Source organism: Arthrobacter sp. B1805, assembly GCF_002929745.1.
Classification (GTDB): domain Bacteria; phylum Actinomycetota; class Actinomycetes; order Actinomycetales; family Micrococcaceae; genus Arthrobacter_D.
On record NZ_PJIQ01000008.1, the window covers coordinates 201,486 to 223,590 of the forward strand.

At 66.5% G+C, this 22,105-nt stretch carries 24 protein-coding genes and 1 other RNA gene; 9 read left to right on the forward strand and 16 right to left on the reverse strand.

Annotated features, from left to right (window positions below; translation table 11 throughout):
- The first annotated feature begins 196 nt into the window (after positions 1–196).
- The 8 genes from CXQ96_RS11150 (at position 197) to CXQ96_RS11185 (ending at position 6,820) form a co-directional block, all read left to right on the forward strand.
- Positions 197–400 carry a cold-shock protein gene (locus CXQ96_RS11150; protein WP_104118102.1) on the forward strand — a complete coding sequence of 68 codons (204 nt, stop codon included), beginning with the start codon at positions 197–199 and terminating at the stop codon, positions 398–400.
- Between the two features lie 132 nt (positions 401–532).
- The gene (gene hisN, locus CXQ96_RS11155; RefSeq protein ID WP_104118103.1) at positions 533–1,342 is read left to right on the forward strand and encodes a histidinol-phosphatase; all 810 of its coding nucleotides are present in this window, start codon (positions 533–535) and stop codon (positions 1,340–1,342) included.
- A gap of 78 nt (positions 1,343–1,420) precedes the next feature.
- Positions 1,421–2,134 carry a class I SAM-dependent methyltransferase gene (locus CXQ96_RS11160; protein ID WP_104118104.1) on the forward strand — a complete coding sequence of 238 codons (714 nt, stop codon included), beginning with the start codon at positions 1,421–1,423 and terminating at the stop codon, positions 2,132–2,134.
- 31 nt (positions 2,135–2,165) lie between these two features.
- A complete protein-coding gene (locus tag CXQ96_RS11165) occupies positions 2,166–3,092 on the forward strand; it encodes a metal ABC transporter substrate-binding protein (protein WP_104118105.1) in 927 nt (308 codons plus the stop codon).
- Positions 3,089–3,901, forward strand: a complete 813-nt coding sequence (locus CXQ96_RS11170) for a metal ABC transporter ATP-binding protein (RefSeq protein WP_104118106.1) — start codon at positions 3,089–3,091, stop codon at positions 3,899–3,901. The genes CXQ96_RS11165 and CXQ96_RS11170 overlap by 4 nt, the downstream gene beginning before the upstream one ends.
- A gap of 1 nt (position 3,902) precedes the next feature.
- A complete protein-coding gene (locus CXQ96_RS11175; RefSeq protein WP_104118107.1) occupies positions 3,903–4,865 on the forward strand; it encodes a metal ABC transporter permease in 963 nt (320 codons plus the stop codon).
- Positions 4,865–5,599: a metal-dependent transcriptional regulator gene (locus CXQ96_RS11180; RefSeq protein ID WP_104118108.1), complete on the forward strand. Its 735-nt coding sequence runs from the start codon at positions 4,865–4,867 to the stop codon at positions 5,597–5,599. The genes CXQ96_RS11175 and CXQ96_RS11180 overlap by 1 nt, the downstream gene beginning before the upstream one ends.
- Before the next feature lie 120 nt (positions 5,600–5,719).
- Positions 5,720–6,820, forward strand: a complete 1,101-nt coding sequence (locus CXQ96_RS11185; protein ID WP_104118109.1) for a glutamate--cysteine ligase — start codon at positions 5,720–5,722, stop codon at positions 6,818–6,820.
- Here the strand turns inward: CXQ96_RS11185 and CXQ96_RS11190 are convergent.
- From CXQ96_RS11190 to CXQ96_RS11260, 16 genes are all read right to left on the reverse strand, one after another.
- On the reverse strand, positions 6,817–9,000 hold the full coding sequence (locus CXQ96_RS11190; protein WP_181036435.1) for an alpha-galactosidase: 2,184 nt from the start codon (positions 8,998–9,000) through the stop codon (positions 6,817–6,819). The genes CXQ96_RS11185 and CXQ96_RS11190 overlap by 4 nt on opposite strands.
- Positions 9,001–9,047: 47 nt before the next feature.
- Positions 9,048–9,275: a hypothetical protein gene (locus CXQ96_RS18070; RefSeq protein ID WP_137367997.1), complete on the reverse strand. Its 228-nt coding sequence runs from the start codon at positions 9,273–9,275 to the stop codon at positions 9,048–9,050.
- 146 nt (positions 9,276–9,421) lie between these two features.
- Positions 9,422–9,789: a transfer-messenger RNA gene (ssrA, locus tag CXQ96_RS11195) on the reverse strand.
- 114 nt (positions 9,790–9,903) lie between these two features.
- A complete protein-coding gene (locus CXQ96_RS11200) occupies positions 9,904–10,278 on the reverse strand; it encodes a hypothetical protein (RefSeq protein WP_104118110.1) in 375 nt (124 codons plus the stop codon).
- Positions 10,275–10,748 (reverse strand): SsrA-binding protein SmpB, encoded by a 474-nt coding sequence (gene smpB, locus CXQ96_RS11205; RefSeq protein WP_104118111.1) that lies wholly within the window; start codon positions 10,746–10,748, stop codon positions 10,275–10,277. Before smpB ends, CXQ96_RS11200 begins: the two co-directional genes overlap by 4 nt.
- A gap of 70 nt (positions 10,749–10,818) precedes the next feature.
- Positions 10,819–12,381 carry a M23 family metallopeptidase gene (locus tag CXQ96_RS11210; RefSeq protein WP_104118112.1) on the reverse strand — a complete coding sequence of 521 codons (1,563 nt, stop codon included), beginning with the start codon at positions 12,379–12,381 and terminating at the stop codon, positions 10,819–10,821.
- A gap of 4 nt (positions 12,382–12,385) precedes the next feature.
- Positions 12,386–13,300, reverse strand: coding sequence for a permease-like cell division protein FtsX (gene ftsX, locus CXQ96_RS11215; RefSeq protein ID WP_104118113.1), 915 nt, complete (start codon positions 13,298–13,300; stop codon positions 12,386–12,388).
- The gene (gene ftsE / locus CXQ96_RS11220) at positions 13,297–14,001 is read right to left on the reverse strand and encodes a cell division ATP-binding protein FtsE (RefSeq protein ID WP_104118150.1); all 705 of its coding nucleotides are present in this window, start codon (positions 13,999–14,001) and stop codon (positions 13,297–13,299) included. Before ftsE ends, ftsX begins: the two co-directional genes overlap by 4 nt.
- Before the next feature lie 226 nt (positions 14,002–14,227).
- Positions 14,228–15,343 carry a peptide chain release factor 2 gene (gene prfB / locus CXQ96_RS11225; RefSeq protein WP_104118114.1) on the reverse strand — a complete coding sequence of 372 codons (1,116 nt, stop codon included), beginning with the start codon at positions 15,341–15,343 and terminating at the stop codon, positions 14,228–14,230.
- Between the two features lie 132 nt (positions 15,344–15,475).
- Positions 15,476–16,075, reverse strand: a complete 600-nt coding sequence (locus tag CXQ96_RS11230; RefSeq protein ID WP_104118115.1) for a pilus assembly protein TadG-related protein — start codon at positions 16,073–16,075, stop codon at positions 15,476–15,478.
- Between the two features lie 14 nt (positions 16,076–16,089).
- Positions 16,090–16,590, reverse strand: a complete 501-nt coding sequence (locus tag CXQ96_RS11235; protein ID WP_258059055.1) for a hypothetical protein — start codon at positions 16,588–16,590, stop codon at positions 16,090–16,092.
- The gene (locus tag CXQ96_RS11240) at positions 16,571–16,993 is read right to left on the reverse strand and encodes a TadE family protein (protein ID WP_104118151.1); all 423 of its coding nucleotides are present in this window, start codon (positions 16,991–16,993) and stop codon (positions 16,571–16,573) included. Before CXQ96_RS11240 ends, CXQ96_RS11235 begins: the two co-directional genes overlap by 20 nt.
- 6 nt (positions 16,994–16,999) lie before the next feature.
- Positions 17,000–17,206: a hypothetical protein gene (locus CXQ96_RS11245; RefSeq protein WP_104118116.1), complete on the reverse strand. Its 207-nt coding sequence runs from the start codon at positions 17,204–17,206 to the stop codon at positions 17,000–17,002.
- Positions 17,207–17,248: 42 nt separating this feature from the next.
- Positions 17,249–18,190, reverse strand: a complete 942-nt coding sequence (locus CXQ96_RS11250; RefSeq protein WP_104118117.1) for a type II secretion system F family protein — start codon at positions 18,188–18,190, stop codon at positions 17,249–17,251.
- Complete coding sequence (locus CXQ96_RS11255; protein WP_104118118.1) at positions 18,187–19,044, reverse strand: type II secretion system F family protein; 858 nt, start codon at positions 19,042–19,044, stop codon at positions 18,187–18,189. Before CXQ96_RS11255 ends, CXQ96_RS11250 begins: the two co-directional genes overlap by 4 nt.
- Positions 19,041–20,267: a CpaF family protein gene (locus CXQ96_RS11260; RefSeq protein ID WP_104118119.1), complete on the reverse strand. Its 1,227-nt coding sequence runs from the start codon at positions 20,265–20,267 to the stop codon at positions 19,041–19,043. Before CXQ96_RS11260 ends, CXQ96_RS11255 begins: the two co-directional genes overlap by 4 nt.
- A 319-nt stretch (positions 20,268–20,586) precedes the next feature.
- Here CXQ96_RS11260 and CXQ96_RS11265 point away from each other — a divergent pair.
- Positions 20,587–22,105: hypothetical protein (locus CXQ96_RS11265; protein WP_104118120.1), on the forward strand; the 1,519-nt coding region annotated here is incomplete at its 3' end.

Below are 22,105 nucleotides of genomic sequence, written 5' to 3' on the forward strand. Positions count from 1 at the left end.
GAGCAGCTGGTGGAGCAGCAGGTGGTCGGGGCTGGCCCCGGAACACTGCTAGACTGGGGGCTGTTGTTGTTTGCGCATTAAATTTCAAGCCTTGACCCTCCACCTGGAGTTCGACAGCTTTTGACGATAAGCGAGTAACGAACACCACGATGAGCACCCGAACGTCGGGAGGCTCTCCCAGGTAAGGAAATACACCATGGCTTCAGGCACAGTGAAATGGTTCAACGCCGAAAAGGGCTTCGGCTTCATCGCTCCCGACGACGGAGGCGCTGACGTCTTCGCTCACTTCTCGGCGATCAACTCGAACGGCTACCGTTCCCTCGAAGAGAACCAGAAGGTCAACTTCGAGACCACCCAGGGTCCCAAGGGCCCCCAGGCCGAGAACATCACCGTTCTCTAATACCTCTCCTGCCGCTCTGCGGCATGGTCAGGAAGCCACCGCTCGGCGCATGCCGGCGGTGGCTTTCTGCTGTTGCGGGGCTTTCCGCGCCCCGGCGCGGGAAGGGTCTTCCGAGACGATAGGTTGAGTCGTATGAGTTTCACGCAGGGTTACAACGACGACCTCCGACTCGCCCACATCATGGCCGACTCGGTCGATGACCAGACGATGTCCCGCTTCAAGGCCCTCGACCTCCGCGTCGAGACCAAACCCGACTTCACCCCCGTCACCGATGCCGACAAGGGTGCCGAGGAGGCGATCCGCGGACAGTTGTCCCGGGCCCGTCCGCGGGACGCGGTGCTGGGCGAGGAGTTCGGCAGCACGGGCTCGGGAACCCGCAGGTGGGTTATCGATCCGATCGACGGCACCAAGAACTTCGTGCGCGGCGTACCGGTCTGGGCGACGCTGATCTCCCTGATCGACAACGGCAAACCCGTGGTCGGCGTCGTGAGCGCGCCCGCTCTGGGTAAGCGCTGGTGGGCGGCCGACGGAACGGGCGCCTATACGGGCAAGTCGCTCGCGGCAGCCCAGCGCCTCCGGGTCTCCAACGTCTCACGTCTGGAGGACGCCTCGCTGTCCTACTCGAGTCTGTCCGGCTGGCGGGAGCGCGGCGCGTTGGACGAGTTCGTCGATTTGACCGACCGCGTGTGGCGAACCCGGGCGTACGGCGATTTCTGGTCCTACTGCCTCGTGGCGGAGGGCGCCGTCGACATCGCCTGTGAACCGGAACTGAACCTGTACGACATGGCGGCGCTCGTTCCGATCGTGACCGAGGCCGGTGGTCGCTTCACATCGCTCGACGGCGAGGAAGGGCCCTTCGGCGGCAATGCCCTCGCGACCAACGGCACGCTGCACAGCGACGTGCTCCGCACGCTCAATCCCGATGTGGATGACCTGTTCTAGGCGCGGCCCCGACGCGGCACCCCGGGGCGTAGCACGGTGAGCCGCGGTCCGCGTCTCGATGAGGAGCGACGCCGGCACATGGCGAGCGCCTACCTCTCCGGGGCGGGCCGCTACGACCGTGTCCGTCCGGGGTACCCGGCAGCAGTGGCGGACTGGATCATCCCCGGACACGCGCGTCGGGTCGCCGATATCGGTGCGGGGACAGGACTGTTCACCTCCCTGCTCACCGGACGTGGGCTCGAGGTGACGGCCGTGGACCCGTCCGAGGACATGCTGACCGTCCTCACGGCACGGTTGCCGCAGGTTCCCGTCCTGCTGGGCACGGCGGAGCATTCCCTGCTGCCGACGGCATCGATGGACCTCCTCACACTCGCGCAGACCTGGCACTGGTGCGACCACCCCGCAGCACTGCGCGAAGCAGGCCGTGTGCTCCAACCGGGAGGGCGCATCGCGCTCGTCTGGAACCAGCTCGACGTCTCGCTTCCCTGGGTCCACAGGCTCTCCCGCATCATGCACGCCGGGGACGTCTTCTCGCCGGCGTACCGGCCGGACTTCGGTGGGGCCTTCGGTCCGGCGGAGGAGATGCTCGTGCACTGGACCCAGGAACTCGCCGTCGCCGACGTCGTCGACCTCGCGCGCTCCCGCAGCTACTACCAGCGCGCGTCGGCGCCGCTGCGGGAGCGCGTCGACTCGAACCTGCTCTGGTACCTCACGGAGTACCTTGCGTTCAGCGGCGACGCTGTGATCCGTATCCCGTACTACACCCATGCATGGAGAGCATCCCTACGCTAGATTTCGCCATGCCTAAACGCTACTTTTAGGTATGCCTCAAAAATCGAGTGCCCTGCGGCTGGTCGCCGGCTGCTGCACCGCCGCGGCGTTGCTCCTGACCGGCTGCGCCCCGGGTCCCGAGGCGCAGGCATCGCCCGCCTCCGCCGACTCCCGGCCCCTGGTACTCACCACGTTCTCGGTGCTCGCGGACCTCGCGGACACCGTGGGCGGTGGGCACGTGCGCGTGGAGTCGATCACCAAGGTCGGGGCTGAGATCCATGGGTACGAACCGACGCCCTCCGATCTCGTCCGGGCCCAGGACGCCGACCTCATCCTCGACAACGGACTCGGCCTCGAGCGGTGGTTCGAGCGCTTCCTGCAGTCCGTCGACGCGCCGCATGCTGTCCTGTCGGAGGGCGTTGAACCGGTCGACATCCGCTCGGGCGACTACTCCGGTCTCGCGAATCCGCATGCCTGGATGTCTCCGCTCGCGGCGCAGACCTACGTGGACAACGCCGTCCGTGCCCTCACCGAGCTCGCCCCCGAGCACGCCGCCGAGTTCGAAGCGAACGGTCAGCACCTGAAGAACCAGCTCGGCGAGCTCCTCGACGGGTTCCGCGCGGACCTCGCCCACGTCGACGGCGCGGCGCTCGTGACCTGCGAGGGAGCTTTCTCCTACCTCGCCCGGGACGCCGGACTGGACGAGGCATTCATCTGGCCGGTCAACGCGGACGCCGAGGGAACGCCACGCCAGATCCGGGAGGTCATCGGTTTCGTGGAGGAGAACGGGGTGCCCACGGTCTTCTGTGAATCGACGGTCAACCCCTCGGCGCAGGAGCAGGTGGCCCTCGCTACCGGTGCGGAGCTGGGCGGCATGCTCTACGTGGATTCCCTGTCCGAGGCGGACGGCCCGGTCCCGACCTTCCTCGACCTGATCCGCCATGACCTCAGGACCATCACGGAAGGACTCGCGCGATGACCACCGTCCACCCGGCAGAAACAGCGGACGCGCCGACGACGTCGCCCGTCCTCGCAGTGCGGGGCCTCAGCGTCCGCTACAACGACGTCCAGGCTCTCGACGACGTGACGCTGAGCCTCGACGCCGGCCGGATCTGTGGTCTCATCGGCGTCAACGGATCGGGCAAGTCGACTCTGTTCACCTCGCTCATGGGGCTCCTTGTTCCCCAGCACGGCACCGTGGAGCTCTTCGGCATGCCCACGGCGGGCGCCCGGAAGCAGGGGCTGGTGGCATACATGCCGCAGGCCGAGGGGGTCGACTGGACGTTCCCGGTGTCCGTGGTCGACGTCGTCGCCATGGGCCTCTACGGCCGCCTGGGTTCCGCCCGCCGTCTCCGTGCGGCCGATCGCGCCGCGGTCGACGAGGCCCTCGAGCGGGTGGGGCTGGCGGACCTCAGGAGGCGCCAGATCGGCCAGTTGTCGGGCGGACAGCGCAAGCGCGTGTTCATCGCCCGAAGCATCGCCCAGGACGCGCGGTTGCTCCTGCTCGACGAGCCGTTCGCAGGGGTCGACCGCGCCAGCCAGACAACGATGACGCACTTGCTGAAGGCGCTGCGCGACGAGGGACGCTCCGTCCTGATGTCGACACACGATCTCGCGGGCGTGCCGGAACTGTGCGATGAGGCGGTCCTCCTGCACCGGCGGGTCCTGGCACAGGGCGTTCCGTCGGAGGTCCTGACGCAGGGAAATCTCGCCCTCGCCTTCGGGCCGGCAGCATCCGATGATTCCCCGCCAGCTTCCTCATCCACTACCCCGGAAGGGAATTCCTGAGATGGACATCGTCGCCTTCGTCCTCGAACCCCTCCAGTACGGCTTCCTGACCCGGGCCCTCGCCGTCACGGTCGCAGCGGCCGTCGTCGCCGCCGTCCTCTCCTGCTGGCTCATCCTGATGGGGTGGTCGCTCATGGGTGACGCCGTGTCCCATGCCGTCCTGCCCGGCGTCGCGCTCTCCTACATCATCGGCATTCCCTTCTCGATCGGGGCCTTCGTCTTCGGCGCCGCCGCCGTGGCGCTGATCGGGATCGTCCGGTCGACGACGAAGCTGAAGGCGGACACTGTGATCGGCGTGGTCTTCACCGCACTGTTCGCCGCGGGACTCGCCATCGTCTCCGCCACGCCCTCCCAAATCGACCTGATGCACATCCTGTTCGGCAACGTGCTCGGCGTCTCCGCCGCCGAGGTCTGGCAGGTGCTCGTCCTCGGGGCCCTGACGCTCGCCATCCTGCTGTTCAAACGGCGCGACCTGACCCTCCTGGCGTTCGACCGCACCCACGCCCACGTCATCGGTCTGAACACCCGGCTGCTGTCGGCGCTGCTGCTCGGCCTGCTCGCGCTCACCGTCGTCGTCGGACTCCAGGCCGTCGGGATCATCCTGGTCGTGGCCATGCTCATCACCCCCGGGGCGACGGCGTTCCTGCTGTCCCGCAGTTTCGACCGGATGCTCGTGATCGCCGTCGTACTCACCGTCGCGGCGTCGATCACCGGCATCTATGCCAGCTACTACCTGGACATCTCGACAGGGGCCGCCGTCGTGCTGTGCCAGGCGCTCGTGTTCACCGTCGTCTACCTCGTGGCACGGCCGGACGGGGTGGTGTGGCAGGCGCTACGGCGTGTGCGGTCCCGAACCGGCGCCGGGTCCGGAACCGACCGTCCCACCGCTGGAAGCACGGCCACGCAGGCGGCACCGGCGGCGATGCCACGGTCCCCCGGCGCCGCGGCGCGCGGGGACGCGTGATGGCGGGCAGGCGGGGCGCAGTCCTCAGCATCGAGTCGACAAGCGTGCAGGACTACGTCAAGGCCATCTACTCCTTCACCGAGTGGCAGGGCGATGCCATGACCGCGACGCATCTGGCTGCGCGCCTCTCGGTCGCCAACTCCTCCGTCACCGGGATGGTCGCGAAGCTGGTCGACCTGGGGCTGGCCCACCACCGCAAGTACGGCCCCATCAGCCTCACGTCCTCCGGTGAGGCCCTCGCCCTCGCCATGGTGCGCAGGCACCGGCTCCTCGAGACGTTCCTCGTCACCGAGCTCGGCTACAGCTGGGACGAGGTGCACGACGAGGCCGAGCTGCTCGAGCACACCGTCTCGGATGCCTTCATCGAACGGCTCGATGCAAAGCTCGGCCGCCCGAGACGCGATCCACACGGCGATCCCATCCCCGCTGCGGATGGCACCGTCCACTACCCGCCCGCGCACCGCCTCGACGACCTCGATGACGGGCACTTGGGCCGACTGGTGCGCGTGAGCGACGACGACCCGGACGTCCTGCGTTTCCTCGACCGCAACGGGATCTCGCTCGACGACGACCTGCTGCTCGCCGGGCGGGAGGTCGGTGTGCGGCTTCGCCTGCGCCTCGGTGCGGAGGCCTCCGCGCCGCACCTCGCCGTCGACACGGCCCTCGCGCGTGCCCTGTGGATCGAGAGCACGGCCTCCCACGAGGGTTGCACGATCACCAGCGGCACCCGTTGACGCGCCGGGACACCGCTTCGGGCGCCCGGGGACGCCACGGGGTGTGCATAATTTCTGCGCGGGTGGCTCTTAGACTGGTTCGGATGCCTGCACGCCCCTCCTTCTGAACGGAGTTCCCCGATGACCACTCTCGGCCTCGAGGAGGAATACCTGCTGCTCGAACCGCGATCGGGCCTGCCGGCGCACCGCGCCGGGGAGGTCGAGCGCCTGCTCGAATCGACGCCGGAGATCAGCGATGACGAGATCCAGCGGGAACTGCTGTCCTGCCAGATCGAGACAGCCACCCCGGTGTGCGAGACGCTGACGCAGGCCGAGGAATCCCTCCTGAACTTCCGGCGGAAGTTCGCGGGCGCGGCAACGCGCGTGGGAACCGTCGGTGCTGCCACCGGAACTGCTCCCTGGATCCGGCAGGCGTACCCGGAGCTGACCGACAAGCAACGCTACGAGGACCTGAGGGCCAGCGCGCCGGGAATCGTGGGCGACCAGTTCGTCAACGGGCTCCATGTGCACGTCGGTGTGCCGGACCAGGAGCGTGGCGTCCAGGCACTCAACCGCATCCGTCCCTGGATCCCGCTACTCACCGCGCTCAGCGTCAATTCGCCCTACTGGCTGAGCCGGGACAGCGGCTTCGGCAGCTGGCGCGTCATCCACTACCGCCGATGGGCCGTCCAGGGCATCCCGCCGTACTTCGCCGATGCCGCCGACTACGAGCGCAGGATCACCCGTCTCGGCGCCAGTGGAGCCATTTTGGACCGCGGGGTCCTCACCTGGGTGGCAAGGCTCTCGGACCACTACCCCACGCTGGAGCTCAGGGCCTGCGACGTGCAGCTCGAGGCGCAGGACTCCGTGCTGCTCGGTGCCCTGACGCGCGCGCTCGTCGTCACCGCCCTCGGCGACGCCGAGCGGGACAGCACTCCCCTCGTCCCGGACCCGGAACTCCTGGACGCCGCGCTCTGGCAAGCTGCGCGGGACGGCGTGGAAGGCACGCTCGTCGACCCGGTCGCGGCTGAACCCGTGCCTGCGGGTCAGCTCCTCGAGGCGTTCCTCGAGCACGTCGGCCCGGCACTCGCATCCGAGGGCGACGCCGACTGGGTGCGCGCCGGGGTGGAGACGATGAAGGAACGGGGCACTGGCGCCGAGCGGCAGCGCCGGGCGATGCGCGACGGCGGCATGGAAGCCCTGCTGTCCCTCTACGGCCACTCGCTGACGTTCGAGCCCTAGCGGAGCCCTGCCATGCCGTCGACGGCTTGATCGGCCTGGTCGCCGCGCAGTTCGATGAGCAGCGTCTGCTCGGGCAGCAGCACGGGAGCCTGGAGTCCGGAATGGCCCAGCACCCGGCCGGAAAGCCGCAGCGGCTCGCCGTCGAGTGCCGCGTGGAGCCAGGCGAGCGGTGACTGCCCGCTCCCGGGGTGCCCCTCCTGCGGGACGGCGAGGCGCACCTCGTAGACCGCCTCGGGATCGAGCCCGGGGAACGTCAGCGGACCCGGCGGATAGCTCGCGCTGGAACCGGTGAGGGAGTAGCCGAAGAGGGCGCGCCGGCGGTCCTGGGAGACGATGCCCCGCAGGTCCATCGAAGGATCGACCAGGTCTGCGTGGACCAGAGTGCCGCGGTGCAGGTCGTCGCGCCACGCACGGTGGAGTCCGATGTAGCGCGCCAGGATCTCGTACTCCCCCTCCGTCCGGTCGGAGATGTCCCACTCGATGCCGTAATGACCGAAGATGGCCGTGCCGGCGCGGAACGGCAACGAGTGGGCGCGGCCCGTGGAGTGCGAGGCAGGGCCGCCGATGTGCATTCCCATGAGTTCGGGCGGGACGACGAGCCCGGTGTACTTCTGGTTGACGAGCCGCTCGATCGGATCGATGCAGTCACTCGTCCAGATCCGGTCCGTACGGGCGAGGATGCCGAGATCGACGCGGGCCCCGCCAGACGCGCAGGACTCGATCTCGAGGTCGGGATGGCGGGTCCGGAGTTCGTCGAGCAAGCGGTAGAGCGCCTCGACATGACGGTGGACTGCTGCCCGGCCGGTGCGCGCGTCGGCGGCCTCGAGCAGGTCCCTGTTGTGATCCCACTTCACGTACGCGATGTCGTTGGCCGTGAGGATGTCATCGAGGCGCTCGAGGATGTACGCGTAGGCATCAGGATGGCCGAGATTCAGCACCTGCTGTTGCCTCCCGGGAAGCGGCAGCCGCCCCTCGGGCTGCAGGATCCACTCCGGGTGCGCACGCGCGAGGTCGGAGTCCGGGTTGACCATCTCGGGCTCGAACCAGAGCCCGAACTCCATGCCTAGTCCGCGCACATGGTCGATGATCGGAGCTAGGCCGTCCGGCCACACCGTCTCGTCCACATACCAGTCACCAAGGCTCGACGTGTCATCACGCCGCCCACGGAACCATCCGTCATCCAGGACGAATCGTTCGACGCCGAGGGCCGCGGCCCTGTCGGCGAGGGCCTGCAGGCGCGTGATGTCGAGGTCGAAGTACACGGCCTCCCAGGTGTTGAGCGTGACGGGCCGTGGCCGCCGGGGATGGACCGGCCGAGACCGCAGGTGCCGGTGGAAGCGGCCGGACAGCTCGTTCAGCCCGTCACCCCAGGAGCCGATGACCTCCGGGGTGGAGTAGCTCTCCCCCGGGGCGAGCACGACCTCCCGCGGCGCAAGCAGCTCGCCGGCAGCCAGGAAGGCATCTCCGGCCGGCGTCTTCTCGGCCAGGACGTGCTGGTTACCACTCCATGCGATGTGTATTCCCTGCACCATGCCCTGCTCGAAGCCGAAACCTCTGGTGCCGGCCGCAAGGAGCACGGTGGCATCCGCTCCCGGTCGTCCGCGCCGGCTCGTCCGTGCGTACGTGCCGACGGTGAGGTCGTGGCGTTGCGGTGAACGCTCCCGCAGGTGCCGCCCGGTGGTGTCGAGAACCTCAGCGGCCGCGTGGGACAACGGGAACGAGAGATTGAGGGATCTGACCTCGTAGTCGTCATGGCCCGTGTTGGTCACGACCAGCCGCTGCGTGAAGAGGCCTGATTCGCTCAGGCCCACGTGCGCGCTCAGTGCGAGTCCGGCGTCGTCGTCCCGAGCCTCGATCGTCGCGGCTGCCCCACCGACGCCGGCGGTCATCGAGACGACGGTGAAGCGCGGGTAGAGGTGGGTTCCCGCGCGGTCACCGGTCAGGCCCGGCGTCCCTTGCCAGCCCGCGGACTCGAGGGGCAGGAGGGACAGCCTCGCGGGGACATCGATACCACCGGAGACACGCTGCGGCCGCTGCGCCGCTGTGAGCGCCGCCAGTTGATCGGCGTCGAGGTCGCCCAGATCGGGCCCCCAGTAAGCGAGGACCGGCAGTCCGTACTGGTGGGGATCGAGCACCACGCTGGTGCCGCCGCGGGAAAGGTGGAGGGGGGTGATCGTCACTGATTATTTTTATCGTGTAACTAACTGTCCGGCAAGCCGTCAGCCGCCTACCGCTGCCGGTTGTCCCGCCGCAGCAGGCCAACGATGAGGCACAGAAGACCGAGCAGGAGTGGAACCAGCGTGAAAAGGGTGTGGGTGCCACCCAGATAGCTCATCACGAAGATATAGGCGAACGTCCCGCCCACCAGGATCCAGCCGAGCACGATCAGACCTCGACCCCTGTTGGGCGGTGGCAGTGGCGGGAGCCACCCCGGCGGCCTGTCAGTCCAACTCATCGCCCAAGTCTAGTTGTCCGGCGGGCCGACGGACGGGGTGCTCGGAGCAAACGCGATACTCGCTGCCGCCCCGGTTTCGGAAGCCGATACCAGGCACGCTGCAGACGACACAGCGCCCCGTCGGAGTCCGACGGAGCGCTGTGAGGTTGTGGAGATGGCGGGAATTGAACCCGCGTCCGATGCAGTGTAGTCAGGGCTTCTCCGGGCGCAGTTTGCGTCGGTTTTTCTCGGCTTCAGCCATCGTGCAAACAAGTGGCTGCCAAGCCCAGTTGTATAAAAGTCCCCCCGGTCCCTACAACGAGGACCGGGAGCAGTGGCCCTCTAAATGACGCCAGTATCCGGGGCGAGAGCAAACCCGGGCTGACGGACTAGCTAGGCTGCTTAGGCAGCGAGAGCGAAGTCAGTGCGCTTTTGTTCGGCACTTATTGTTTTACAAGGAGCGTTTACGAGATAACCCTGTATCCTCGGCCCGCTTCCCCTGTCGCGACTAACATCGTCGAAACCTGTCATCCCCATGTTCAGTTATCAAGTGATTCCTGCTTCAACCGGCCCAGCGGCCGATCGACCTTCCTATTCTAGCGCACCTTCCCCGCCCGTCCACGTGCTTCGCCCACGGAGAACGGGCGGACTACTGGCTGACGATGATCCCGAGGATCACGATCGGGGACTGCCACAGGCGCACGACGACGAACGCGAGGGTCACGAACGCGATGCCGAGGGCTGCAAGAGCCGTGGTGCCGGCCTGCTTGCGACGGAAGCTCCACCAGAAGATGGCGATGTTCAGCAGTAGCATCACCGGCGAAATCCAGACGAGCAGCTGCGCGAAGTAGACATAGACGAGGAACACGAACGGAATGAGGGAGAGGATTCCGACGGGCACCACGACCAGCAGCAGGATCAGATCGACCAGCGCGCCGGCCGTCACCCACCAGGGGCGCTTGTAGGTCAGCTCCGACGGCTCAGGCTCGCCGTCCTCCTGTGCCTCCCAGAAGACATCACTCACGCGCCGAGGTTCTTCTCGCGCATGGCGCGCAGCGCCTCCCGGTTGTCCTGCTTCTCCCGCAGCGTCTGACGCTTGTCGTAGTCACGCTTGCCCCGGGCCACCGCGATCTCGACCTTGGCCTTGCCGTTCGAGAAGTAGAGCTGCAAAGGCACGAGGGTGAACCCGGATTCGCGGATCTTCTGCGAGATCTTCGTGAGTTCCTCGCGGTGCAGGAGGAGCTTCCTCCTCCGACGCGCGGCATGGTTCGTCCAGCTGCCCTGCGAGTACTCGGAGATGTGGATGCCCTCGAGCCAGAGTTCGTCCCCGTAGAAAATGGCATAACCGTCCAGGAGCGAGGCCTGTCCCGCGCGCAGCGACTTCACCTCGGTACCCATCAACGCGATGCCGGCCTCGTAGGTGTCGAGCACCGCGTAGTCGTGGAAAGCCTTCCGATTGGTGGCCACCACTTTCCGGCCACTTTCCTTCGGCACGGCACAACTCCTTCGACGACGATGCTGCGGACGGCAGTCCGCTGGACGGCAGTGCCTTCCATCCTACGACCTAGAGCAGACCCATCGGGTCCACCAACGTACCGTTCAGCATCGTCTCGAAGTGGAGATGGCATCCGGTGGAATTGCCCGTGGTGCCGGTGTAGCCGATGAGCTGGCCCGCACTCACGCGCTGACCGACCGAAACGAGGTAACTCGTCAGGTGGTAGTAGTTCGTAGCAAGGGCGTTGCCACCGACCACTCCGTGGTTGAGGACGATCCGGTTGCCCGCGCCCGGCAGGACGTTGGAGTCCGCATACCAGACCTCACCGGCCGCGGGTGCGTAGAGAGGCGTACCGCATCCGACGCCGTAGTCGATACCGGTGTGCATGTAACCGCCGGTGCCGTTGAAGTCGATGGTGCCGACCGGCGTCGGACGCCAGCCGAAGCCCGAGCTGATGGGAGCGTTGACAGGCGCGCGAAGGCCGAACGAGCTGGGGTTCGACGGCGGCGCCGCCGGGGGCGCCGCTACCACGGGGGCTACCGGTGCAACCGGCGCGGGCCGGACCGGCGCAGGAGCCGGTCGGTTTGCCGCTGCGGCTTCTGCTGCCCGCCGCGCTGTCTCCGCGGCTGCCGCGGCTTCCGCTTCGGCCTGGCGGCGGGCCTGCTCGGCGGCTGCCGCGGCTTCCGCTTCAGCCCGGAGCCGCTCCTGCTCCGCCTTCTGGCGGGCTTCCTCGGCCTTGCGTGCTTCCTCGATCTGGCGCCGCTGGCGCTCGGCGATGTCTGCGTTCACCTGCTGGTGGGCATTCTCGACGCTTGCCAGCTTGGCTTCGATGACGGGTTTCTGTTCCTGCAGCTTGGCCGACAATGCCGAGGTGTCGGCTACGAGCTTGTCCACCTTGACCTTCTCGCTCGCGGCAGCGTCGCGCGCCGACTGCTCGGCGGCCAGCGCGTCGTCGGCCTTCTGCTTGAGCTTGGTGATCTCGGCCTCGACGGCGACGAGACGGGCCTGGCTGTTCGCGTTCGTCGCGTTCTGCTCCGACAGGCGCTCCATCGCGGCGTTCTGGCTCCGCAGTGCCTGGTCCACCATGTCCATCGACTCGGTGAAGTCCTCGACGCCCTCGGCTCCCAGAAGCAGCGAGACATTCGTCGGCACGCCACCGTTCTTGTAGGCTTCCGTGGCGATCTGCCCGATGACCCTGCGCGTCTCGTCCATTTTCTGCTCGTCGGCGCGGAGTTCCTCGGTGATCTTCGTCTTCGTCTCCTGCGCCAGGTCGACCCGGACCGCAAGTGCACCCACTTCGTCGGTCGCCGCTTCCACCCTGCCCTGAGCGTCGGCGAGCGCCTGCTGGGCGCCGGGGAGCTGGCCTTGATAGGTCTTCAGTGCGCCGATGGTTTCCGCGATGTCGCTGTCGAGGTACTCCATCGACTGCTGGACCTCGGCGATCTCGTTCTCGAGCGCACTCTTGCGGTCGTCGAGTTCGTCCGCGACCACGGGCGTGCTGAACCCGAGGGCGAGAGCGACGACGAGAGCAACCGACGTGCCGGCGGTGCCCCGCACGACGAAAGCCTTCTTGTCCTGCCGGGACCACCAGGTTGATGGGTGGCGCACGTATCCCCTGGCGCTGAGCGGCATCGTTTTAGACCTTTACGTATCGTCGGAGAGTGAGCAGGGACGAGAGTCCCGCAAGGATTGCTCCCAGAAGGATGAGAGCGGGAACCAGCAGCAGCACTTGCTGGGAGGAGATGAACGCCGTCTGCGGGAAGGTGTTGACGAGCCAGCCGTCGATCAGGAATCTCGACGTCCCCCACAGCGTGACCGACGCGAGGACCGCGCCGATGACTGCAGCGATGACTCCCTCCAGGATGAACGGCAGCTGGATCACGGCCTTCGAAGCGCCGACGAGGCGCATGATGCCCGTCTCCCTGCGGCGGCTGAACGCGGAGAGCCGGATGGTGGTCGCGATCAGCAGGATGGCGCAGAAGGTCATGATGCCGGCGATCACGAGCGCGACGACGGAGGCCCAGTTCATGTAGCGGAAGATCGCCTCGAGGAAGTCGCGCTGGTCGCTCACCGCGTCGACGCCCGGCTCCGAGGAGAACGCTTCGTCGATGACCTCGTACTTCTCGGCATCCACCAGGCTCACGCGGAATGACTCGGGGAGCTGGTCTGCGGTGACCGAGTCGACGATCGGGGAGTTCGCGAACTGGTCCCGGAAGTGGCCCAGCGCCTCCTCCTGCGACTCGTAGGACACGGTGTCCACGTACGGAGCGAACTGCTCGGACTCCAGCTTGGCCTGGATCGCGGCGCGTTGCTCCTCGGTCACCGGGCCCGTGGCGCAACTCGTCTCCGACGAGTTGTCGACGCAGAGGTAGATGGTGACCTGCACGCGGTCGTACCAGTACCCCTTCATCTGGTTGATCTGCAGTTGGAACAGGCCGGCCGCGCCGACGAAGGTCAGCGAGATGAAGGTCACCAGGATCACGGACGTGACCATGGACAGGTTGCGGCGGATGCCCGAACCGATCTCGGACAGGATGAACGCGAGCCTCATTCGGCCAACGCTCCTGCTTCTCCCACGTAGATGCCCTGCGCGTCGTCGCGCACGACCGAGCCATTGTGGAGTTCGACGACGCGCTTGCGCATCGTGTTGACGATGTCGTCGTCGTGCGTCGCCATGACCACCGTGGTGCCGTTCTGATTGATCCTGTCGAGGACCTTCATGATCCCCATCGACGTCGTCGGATCGAGGTTTCCTGTGGGCTCGTCGGCGAGCAGGATTCCGGGCCGGTTGACGATGGCGCGCGCGATCGCGACGCGCTGCTGCTCACCGCCGGAGAGCTCGTGCGGCATGCGGTTGTTCTTGCCCTCGAGTCCGACCGTCGCGAGCACGTCCGGCACGGTCTCGCGGATGACGGCTCGGCTCCTGCCGATCACCTGCATCGCGAAGGCGACGTTGGAGAACACCGTCTTGTTGGGGAGCAGCCGGAAGTCCTGGAACACGACGCCGATTCCACGGCGAAGGCGGGGAACGCGCCAGCTGGGGATGTTCGCGACGTTCTGGCCGGCCACGTAGACCGCGCCCTTCGACGCCTGGTCCTCCTTGAGGACGAGGCGGATGAAGGTCGACTTGCCCGAGCCCGAAGCGCCGACGAGGAAGACGAACTCGCCGCGGTCGACGTCGAGGGAGACGGCATCGAGAGCAGGCTGCGACTTCTGGTCGTAGGTCTTCGTGACGTTGTCGAATCTGATCATGATCACTCTGCGCCCATGTGTCCGCCGGGGCACGGGCATCTGTTGGGGGAAGGAAGCACCGGCTCCTCGACTATAACGACGACGTCACGATGCGCCCGCTACCCCGGCGGGTGTGTCGCACGCAAGGACGGATTTCACGCCCGCGCAGGGACGACGGGCGGGCCCGACGCCGGTCAGGCGGCCGTGCGATCGCCCGGACACCTCGCAGGCCGGCCGGGTGGCTCCGCTACGAGACGTCGTTGCGATTGTTGGTGCGCCAGCGGATACCGGCATCGATGAAGTCGTCGATCTCGCCGTCGAACACGGCAGAGGTGTTGCCCACCTCGTGGTTCGTGCGGAGGTCCTTGACCATCTGGTACGGATTGAGCACGTAGGAACGCATCTGGTCACCCCAGGATGCCTTCACGTCACCGGCGAACGCCTTCTTCTCCGCGTTCTCCTGCTCTTTTTTCAACAGCAGGAGGCGTGACTGGAGGACACGCATGGCAGCGGCGCGGTTCTGGATCTGCGACTTCTCGTTCTGCATCGACACCACCAGTCCGGTGGGAAGGTGCGTGAGGCGGACCGCGGAGTCGGTGGTGTTGACCGACTGCCCACCAGGTCCGGATGAGCGGAACACATCGACGCGGATCTCGTTGTCCGGCACCTCGATGACATCCGTCTGTTCGATGAGGGGGATCACCTCGACGGCGGCGAACGAGGTTTGCCGCCTGCCCTGGTTGTCAAAGGGACTGATCCTGACAAGCCGGTGAGTTCCGGCCTCGACCGAGAGGGTGCCGAACGCGTAGGGGGCCTTGACCTCGAAGGTCGCGGACTTCAGTCCCGCTTCCTCCGCATAGGACGTGTCGAGGACCTGAGTCGGATAGCCGTGGCGTTCGGCCCAGCGCAGGTACATGCGCAGAAGCATCTCGGCGAAGTCGGCAGCATCCACTCCCCCGGCTCCCGATCGGATCGTGACAACCGCCTCGCGCTCGTCCCACTCGCCGGCGAGGAGCGTCACGATCTCCAGATCGTCCAGGGACCTGCTCAGCGACACGAGTTCCTTCTCGGCCTCCGCGAGCGAGTCCTCGTCGCCTTCGTCCTGCGCCAACTCCACGAGCACCTCGAGGTCGTCGATGCGGCCCTCGAGGGTCTCCAGGCGCTCGAGTGCCGACTGCCGGTGCGACAGCTTCGACGTCACCTTCTGGGCAGCTGCGGGATCGTCCCACAGGTCCGGCGCGCCGGCTTCCTCGCTCAGCTCGTCGATGTCCTTGCGGATCCCCTCGATGTCCGAAACCTGCACGATGGACTGGTACTTCGCGCGGAGGGCGCGGATTTCTGCGGGAAAATCAGTGGTTGCCATGGTGATTCCAGCCTACGTCATGGCCGTGGGATGGCAGCGGGGGCACCAGAACGGGGAAATTCGTCCGCGGGCGCACTGCTCACGACCACACCACTCCTACGCAGACAGAGCCCCGCTTGTGCCGGTGTCCGGTCAGCCTGGGGCGTGCCGGTCTTGTCTCCCGTCCTGCAGCTGGACGCACCCGAGGCCGCGGCAGGGTGGGGTTCGTCCCCCTCCCGTCACCGGGTGAGCTGCGCGCGCGTTGGCCTGCGCAACGATCGGGATACCGTCCGGCACGAGGACGTTGACGATGGGCGGACGCACGACGGCGGTGAGGACGACGCGGGCTGTCCGACCGTCAGGTGCCCCGGTGGCCGGATCGATGGAGAGCGTCTCGAAACGGGTACCAGCACCTGTTGCGGCAAGGTAACCCTCGGCCGACTCCTCGACCCCGGCGTCGCGCAGCGTAGGCCTGGGCGTCGTCGTGCCGCCCACGGTTCCGATGTCGATGCTGTAGTCATCGGCAGCAGCGAGCGCTGCACCGTCGGCCGCCGAGAGCAGCTTCTTGTGCTCGATATAGACAGCGGTTACGGCGAGGACGACCGTGAGAACGAGCAGTGATACCAGCAGGTAACCGATCACCAGGATCCCGACCTGTCCGTCCTCACGGTGCCCGTGCCCCGTGTCATCCCCGGGGTCCCGTACACCCGGGGATACGGCCTGCTCCGGTTCCGGCCGCGGGGCCGAACTCATCATCCTGTCCGGCATCAGCCGAACCGCTCGACGACCTGGGTCGCCACCGCATCCACGGTCGCTGCCGAGGGGTAGGAACCGGCGACGGTGGGCATCAGTGGAAGAGGGACGTCGAGGCGCACTGTCACGGTCACGGTGGAGCCCGGCGCAAGGCACTGGGAGGTGCACGCTATGGCGACCAGCGCCTGGCCCTGACTGAAGCCGAAGTCGGACAGGGCGATGTCCGTGGCTTCCCGAGCCCTCGCCTCCGCCTCTTGAGGGGTCGGGGCATCGACATACACCTTGGCAGCCTGATCGGCGGCACCCACGACGGCGAAAGAACCGGCCTGAAGCTGACCGACGGCCAGGACAAGGTACACGACCGGCACCAGCAGCAGGACACCGAGGAACACGAACTCGACGACCGCGCTTCCCGATTCATCGCTGCGCCGTGTGGCGCAGACCATCCGTCGCAGTAGGCCCATCCCGGCCGACTCATGATGCTGCGTGTCCTGGTCAGGACGGAAGTGCTGCATGTCCACGCACCTCCATGATCCCGGCCGGACCGATGAGACCGATGACGGGCAGGGGCGCGCGGACGACGACCTCCAGCGTCCTGACGCCGGCGACGGTGCTCTCGCCGACGGAGATGTCGGACCCGTAGGAATCGGCGAGTGAACCGCGGATCAACTCCTCCGTGCGACCGAGGGCGTCCTGCGGGTTACGGTCGGCCAGCGTGCCGTAGCGCGCACCCGACGCTGCTGCATCGATCAGGGTGTTCCGCACGTGCAGCACGAGCGTCAACTGGATGATGGCGATGAAGGTGACCGTCAGGAGCCCTCCGATCAGCGCGAAGTCGACGACGGCGGCGCCCCGCTCACTGCCACTCCGCGCGCCGTCCCCCTGCCTGGGCCTGGTGTGCGCCCTTTCCCACGGCAGCTTCACCTAGGGCGAGACCTGATCGATCGCCTGGTTGAAGAGCCCTTCCAGGGCTGGGCCAGCGATCGCCAGCAGTGCCGCTACGAGGACGGCCGACATCAACGTGATCATCACCCAGCCGGGGACGTCGCCCCGTTCGGGATCATCAGGTGCGCGAAGCACCGTCGCTGCGAAGGCGAGGAGCGGCAGGGCGCGGCGCACTGTGCTGGTCATGATTCTCATACTGGTTCCCCCGTTGTTGTGATGGTCGAAAGTTCAGAAGCCGAGGTTGATCAGGGCGATTCCCGGATAGACCGCGAACAGGACTGTCAGCGGAAGGACGCCGAAGACGAGTGGCACCATCATGGCGATCTCCTTCTTGCCCGCGGACTCCATCAGATCCCGCTTGGCCAGATCTCGGACATCCTGCGCCTGCGCCCGCAGCACGTCGGCGAGAGGAGTGCCGCGTTGGACGGCAACCGTGATGCCGTCCACGAATCGTGCGAGCGGAGCGAGGCGGGTCCGGTGAGAGAGGTTCTGGAGTGCGTCGACGAGTGGAACGCCCGCCCGCGTGGCTGCGAGGACGAGGGTGAATTCTTTTGCCAGCTCGCCGTTCGCCGTCCTGCAGATACGTTCGAGCGCCCCGGTCGTGCTCTCGCCTGCAGAGACCGCGAGCGCCATCAGTTCGGCCAGGCTGGGGAATTCTGCGAGCATGCGCGTCTCGCGCCGTTTGATGTCGCGGGAGAGGGCATAGTCCCTCCCGGCGAAACCCAGTACGGTGCTGGCCAGGACGATCACAGCCGCCAGCGGCAGATTGGCGAAACCGGATGCCGCCAGGACCACCATGACCAGCGTGGAACCAGCCATACCGCCTGCCGCCCAGAGGAGTTGCTGAGCCCTGAAATCACTCGTCGTCTGTCCCTGGCCCCCCTGGGCCAGCCGGCGCGCAAGAGCGGCACTCGCAGGGTTGAACCGGTGCGACCAGGACACGGCATCGGCCAGCAGGGGTTTCATGATCCTCTCGAGCGGACCGAAGGGAGTGACGTTCGCGGGCGCATCCGTCAGCAGCCTCGATTGAAGGTCGACCGCTCTCAACTGCGGCCGGACCCGTTCCGTCAGGGAGATCGCCCGCAGGGCCGGCAGACGAACGATGAACAGCCATAGACCCACGCCGAGAACCAGCCCGCAGAGCGCCGCCAGAGCGACGACCGGATTCACCTGAGAACCCGCTCGTCGTCCGGCAAGGCACCGATGCGCAGCATGACGCGATAGCAGACGACGGAGACGACGAGTCCGCCGAGCAGTACGGCAGCTCCGGCCGCCGAGTTGTATGCACGGATCGCCTCTGGTCGGGTCGCCAGCAGCATGAGGACGAGCCAGGGAGCGGCGACGGCGAGCCGTGCAGCGTTGACGGTCCACGATTGCCGAGCCTCGAGTTCGCTTCGTGTTCGTGCAGCATCCCGCAGGAATTCCGATAGCGTCCCGAGCAGCCGGCCCAGGTCCGACCCTCCCACCTCGCGCGTCATCCGCAGCGCCTCGACGATCCGGTCGGCGACCGGATCGGCCAGCCGCTGTTTCAGCCGGTTGAGCGCGTCGTCGAAACGGCCGCCGGCGCGGTAATCGGATCCGAAGGCGCGGAAGGCGGGGCGCAGTTCGAGGGGACCCTTGTCACCCAGTTGTATGAGCGCCTCTGGGAGTGAGAGTCCCGCCCTGATGGCAGAGCGGAGGTGATCTACTACATCGGGCCACAGCTCGCGGAGTGAAGCCGTCCGTCTCACTGCTCTCCACCTGACGATGGAGAGCGGCAATATTCCACCGAAGAGTGCGAAGCAGAATGCGATCGTCGCGGAACCCGTCAGAACGAAGCCGAGCAACAGGACGAACGTGCATACCCCTCCGCACGAAGCGATGAGCCCGAGCGACGATACGCGTTCGACGCCGGCTCGCAGGAGGAGTTCGTCAACTCTCCGTCGTCGAGCAGGTGCGCGCCGCCTCTTGACCGGACGCTCCCAGCAGGACCACCACATCAGGAAGAATCCTGCACCGAGGCCCACCCCGAGCGCCGTGCTCATGCTCGGGCGCCGAGCAAGGAGGACACGTCGACACCAGCGGCGCTGAACTTATCCTCTGCCGGCATTCCGCTCGCTGTTACCTGGAGGCTTCCGTCGATGCGCCGGAACACGTGGGAGGACTCGATGACGCCGTTCTCCACCCGGCGTCCCAGTGCAACGATCTCCACCACCTTCCGCTGGCCCCCAGCGAGCCGCGCGCAGTGGACAACAAGGTCGACAGAGGAAGCGACCGTCGGCACGACGAAACTGCTCGAGATGTTCGCGCCGGCAAGAAGCGGGAGTGTACAGATCTTCGTGATCGCGTCATGCGCGCTATTGGCATGGACACTGCACATGCCAGGCAACCCGCTGTTCAGGGCGATCAGCATGTCGAGGCTCTCGGCCTCGCGGACCTCGCCGACGATCAGCCGGTCCGGACGCATCCTGAGCGCCTCCTTCACGAGCCGCCGCAGTGGTATCTCTCCGTGGCCTTCGAGGTTGGGTTGCCGACACTGCAGTCCCACGACGTCCCGCAGCGGCAGTTGCAGTTCGAAGATCTCTTCGACGGTGATGACCCGCTCGCGGGGCCCGATCGACGCGCCGAGGCAGTTCAACAGAGTGGTCTTGCCCGCTTGCGTAGCCCCAGAGACGAGGATATTGAGCCCGCTCGCAACCGCAGCTCCCAGGAATCGCGCCGCTTGGGGGGACAGCGATCCCAGCTCCACGAGGTGCTCGAGCCTCGAGGCACGTGCGATGAACTTCCTGATGTTCACCGACCAGTGGTTGCGTGTGATGTCGGGGATCACGACGTGCAGGCGTGAGCCGTCAGGAAGGGAGGCATCGACGAACGGCGACGACAGGTCGAGGCGACGCCCGGACGACTTCAGCATCTTCTCAACCAGATCACGAACCTGCTGATCGGTCAGGGAGAGGGTCGTTAGCTCCGATTCGCCGTTCCGGGCGATGTACACCTCAGCAGGAGCGTTGATCCAGATCTCCTCGACAGTCGGGTCGTCGAGGAACGGCTGCAGTGCGCCGAAGCCGGCAACGGCGTCGTATATCTGTTTCCGTGCGAGATCGAGCCTGCCCAGGGGCGGAAGGACGCCGAGCACCGATCGTTCCTCGTAGTCGGCTACGGCGTCGTTCACGAGGAGTTGCACCTCGGTGATCTCGCGGGCGGGGTCCAGTCCGCGTCTTCGGACGAGCTCACGCACCTCGCCCTCGACCAAGCGCACTGCATCCATCGATGTCCCCCAACATGTCCGCGCGCTGCGGTCGGCATGGTGCCGTGGCCCCGTCAGCTTCTGCTGCCACCACCCTACTGATGGTCACTCCCTAGGACCAGAGTGCAGGCGCCCTGTGCATAAGTGCTCGAATCCTGCGAACGCAGGGGCCTGAGGGCTTGCGGCGACGCGACACGCGCAGCGAAATACTGCGACACGCGCAGGTTTTACTTAAGATTCCTCTTTCACTTCCGAATCGTTAGTCACACCAGTAACAGGAATGTATCCTTCTCAGGATTCACTCAGCTGGCTGACGCCCGAATTCCGCTGGAGAAACCTCGTGACCTTGCCCCTCCCCGCCCGGCTTCTGTATGCCGCTGCGCTGTCCTTCGGCCTCCTGGCCGGCGCAGTGCCTGCAGTGGCGAACGACGCGGTACCTGCACCCTCACCCTCCGCGACCGCTGCGCCTCTTGCCCCCGTCGAACAGGAATCCACCGCTGCGCCGGAAAGTGCGCCGACCGCTCCGAGCAAGGCGTCCGAGGCCCCCGTCGTCGGGGAGAGCACCGCATCGACCCCTGAAGACTTTGCTGCTGAGCCCGCGCCGACCTCTGTTGCGCAGGACGACGTCACTTCCTTCGTTCCTGACCTGAACTGGAACCCGCTGGACGACCCGAACTCCAATGCACGGTATGGCGAGCACTTCGCGCAGCCCATGACACCGATGAAAGCGGCCTCGCCACTGACTACCGACGGCAGCATGGGCACTGCAGCCATCGGACCCCGCACTGGGGAATTCAAAGTCACCCTCGTCACTGTGCAACTCTCCGGTAAGACGGTCGCTGATACAGACGCCATCAACATGACAGCGGCGCGCAACTCGATCACGAGCGCGAGTGCGTACTGGAAGTCAGTGTCTGACAACCGGCTATCGATGACCAAGGTGAATGAATACCGCCATGTGTCCGCGGCCAAGATCACCGATTCGTACGGAACGATCATGGCCACTGTGACGCGTGAGCTGAACTGGCAGTACCGTCCCTACGAAGCCCTCGTCATCTTCGTTCCGCATGCGGACTTGAACTACAACGGCTCCTGGGGCATCCTCGGTGGAGGCTTCACGGACAGCGCGACCAGTGGCCGCGTGATCATGCCCTACCCGTCGGCGCTGACCAACAATGTTGTTACCCACGAATTCGGCCACGTCCTCGGTCTGCATCACGCGAACTCGCTTGCCTGTTCCAACGGCCGGTTCGACGTCGCGCGGTCCGGCGCCTCCTGGGCTGACACCGCCTGTTACTCCTCCGAGTACGGCGACACGACCGACCTCATGGGGTTTGCACAGGTCAGTTCGCCCGTCATCAACGCGTTCATGTGGGAATACGGCGGATTCGGCCGCGGCGACGAGATCCGCAACCTGGGAGATGCGTCGGGATCGGTACAGCACGTTCTGAGGCCCTGGGCCGGAACGGAGCCGGGTCGGGCCGTGAAGTTCACCGACCCGGTCAGCAAGGAGGTTTACTACCTGGAGCACCGTGCACCGGCGGGATATGACGCGGCGACGGCCAGGAACGGCAACCAGGGCGTCAAGATCACCAAGAAGGACATTCTCGGCTGGAGCGGCAACGCGTCGGTGGTCCTCACTCCGAACAGCAAAGTCTCCGGATACAACAACCCGAACCTCACCTGGCAAGCCGGCCAGACCTTCACCACGCACAGCGGCACGAAAGTGCGCATCGATTCGGTCGACGGCGCCAGCGCCCGCGTGACTGTTACAGCATCTGGAGCAGCGTCGGTGGCTGAGTCTTCGATCACGTCAGTTGCGGGTAGGACGCCCGAGCTCGGCGCTGCGACCTCTGCTA

Excerpts from the sequence above, each read along its gene's own strand:
- CXQ96_RS18070 (WP_137367997.1), bottom strand. The coding sequence starts at position 9,275 with ATGAGTTGGACTGACAGGCCGCCGGGGTGGCTCCCGCCACTGCCACCG.
- CXQ96_RS11255 (WP_104118118.1), bottom strand. The coding sequence starts at position 19,044 with ATGAGCACGGCGCTCGGGGTGGGCCTCGGTGCAGGATTCTTCCTGATG.
- CXQ96_RS11170 (WP_104118106.1), top strand. The coding sequence starts at position 3,089 with ATGACCACCGTCCACCCGGCAGAAACAGCGGACGCGCCGACGACGTCG.
- CXQ96_RS11260 (WP_104118119.1), bottom strand. The coding sequence starts at position 20,267 with ATGGATGCAGTGCGCTTGGTCGAGGGCGAGGTGCGTGAGCTCGTCCGA.
- CXQ96_RS11210 (WP_104118112.1), bottom strand. The coding sequence starts at position 12,381 with ATGCCGCTCAGCGCCAGGGGATACGTGCGCCACCCATCAACCTGGTGG.
- CXQ96_RS11165 (WP_104118105.1), top strand. The coding sequence starts at position 2,166 with ATGCCTCAAAAATCGAGTGCCCTGCGGCTGGTCGCCGGCTGCTGCACC.
- CXQ96_RS11230 (WP_104118115.1), bottom strand. The coding sequence starts at position 16,075 with ATGAGTTCGGCCCCGCGGCCGGAACCGGAGCAGGCCGTATCCCCGGGT.
- CXQ96_RS11235 (WP_258059055.1), bottom strand. The coding sequence starts at position 16,590 with ATGCAGCACTTCCGTCCTGACCAGGACACGCAGCATCATGAGTCGGCC.
- hisN (WP_104118103.1), top strand. The coding sequence starts at position 533 with ATGAGTTTCACGCAGGGTTACAACGACGACCTCCGACTCGCCCACATC.
- CXQ96_RS11175 (WP_104118107.1), top strand. The coding sequence starts at position 3,903 with ATGGACATCGTCGCCTTCGTCCTCGAACCCCTCCAGTACGGCTTCCTG.
- ftsX (WP_104118113.1), bottom strand. The coding sequence starts at position 13,300 with ATGAGGCTCGCGTTCATCCTGTCCGAGATCGGTTCGGGCATCCGCCGC.
- ftsE (WP_104118150.1), bottom strand. The coding sequence starts at position 14,001 with ATGATCAGATTCGACAACGTCACGAAGACCTACGACCAGAAGTCGCAG.
- CXQ96_RS11150 (WP_104118102.1), top strand. The coding sequence starts at position 197 with ATGGCTTCAGGCACAGTGAAATGGTTCAACGCCGAAAAGGGCTTCGGC.
- CXQ96_RS11160 (WP_104118104.1), top strand. The coding sequence starts at position 1,421 with ATGGCGAGCGCCTACCTCTCCGGGGCGGGCCGCTACGACCGTGTCCGT.
- CXQ96_RS11180 (WP_104118108.1), top strand. The coding sequence starts at position 4,865 with ATGGCGGGCAGGCGGGGCGCAGTCCTCAGCATCGAGTCGACAAGCGTG.
- prfB (WP_104118114.1), bottom strand. The coding sequence starts at position 15,343 with ATGGCAACCACTGATTTTCCCGCAGAAATCCGCGCCCTCCGCGCGAAG.
- CXQ96_RS11245 (WP_104118116.1), bottom strand. The coding sequence starts at position 17,206 with ATGACCAGCACAGTGCGCCGCGCCCTGCCGCTCCTCGCCTTCGCAGCG.
- CXQ96_RS11185 (WP_104118109.1), top strand. The coding sequence starts at position 5,720 with ATGACCACTCTCGGCCTCGAGGAGGAATACCTGCTGCTCGAACCGCGA.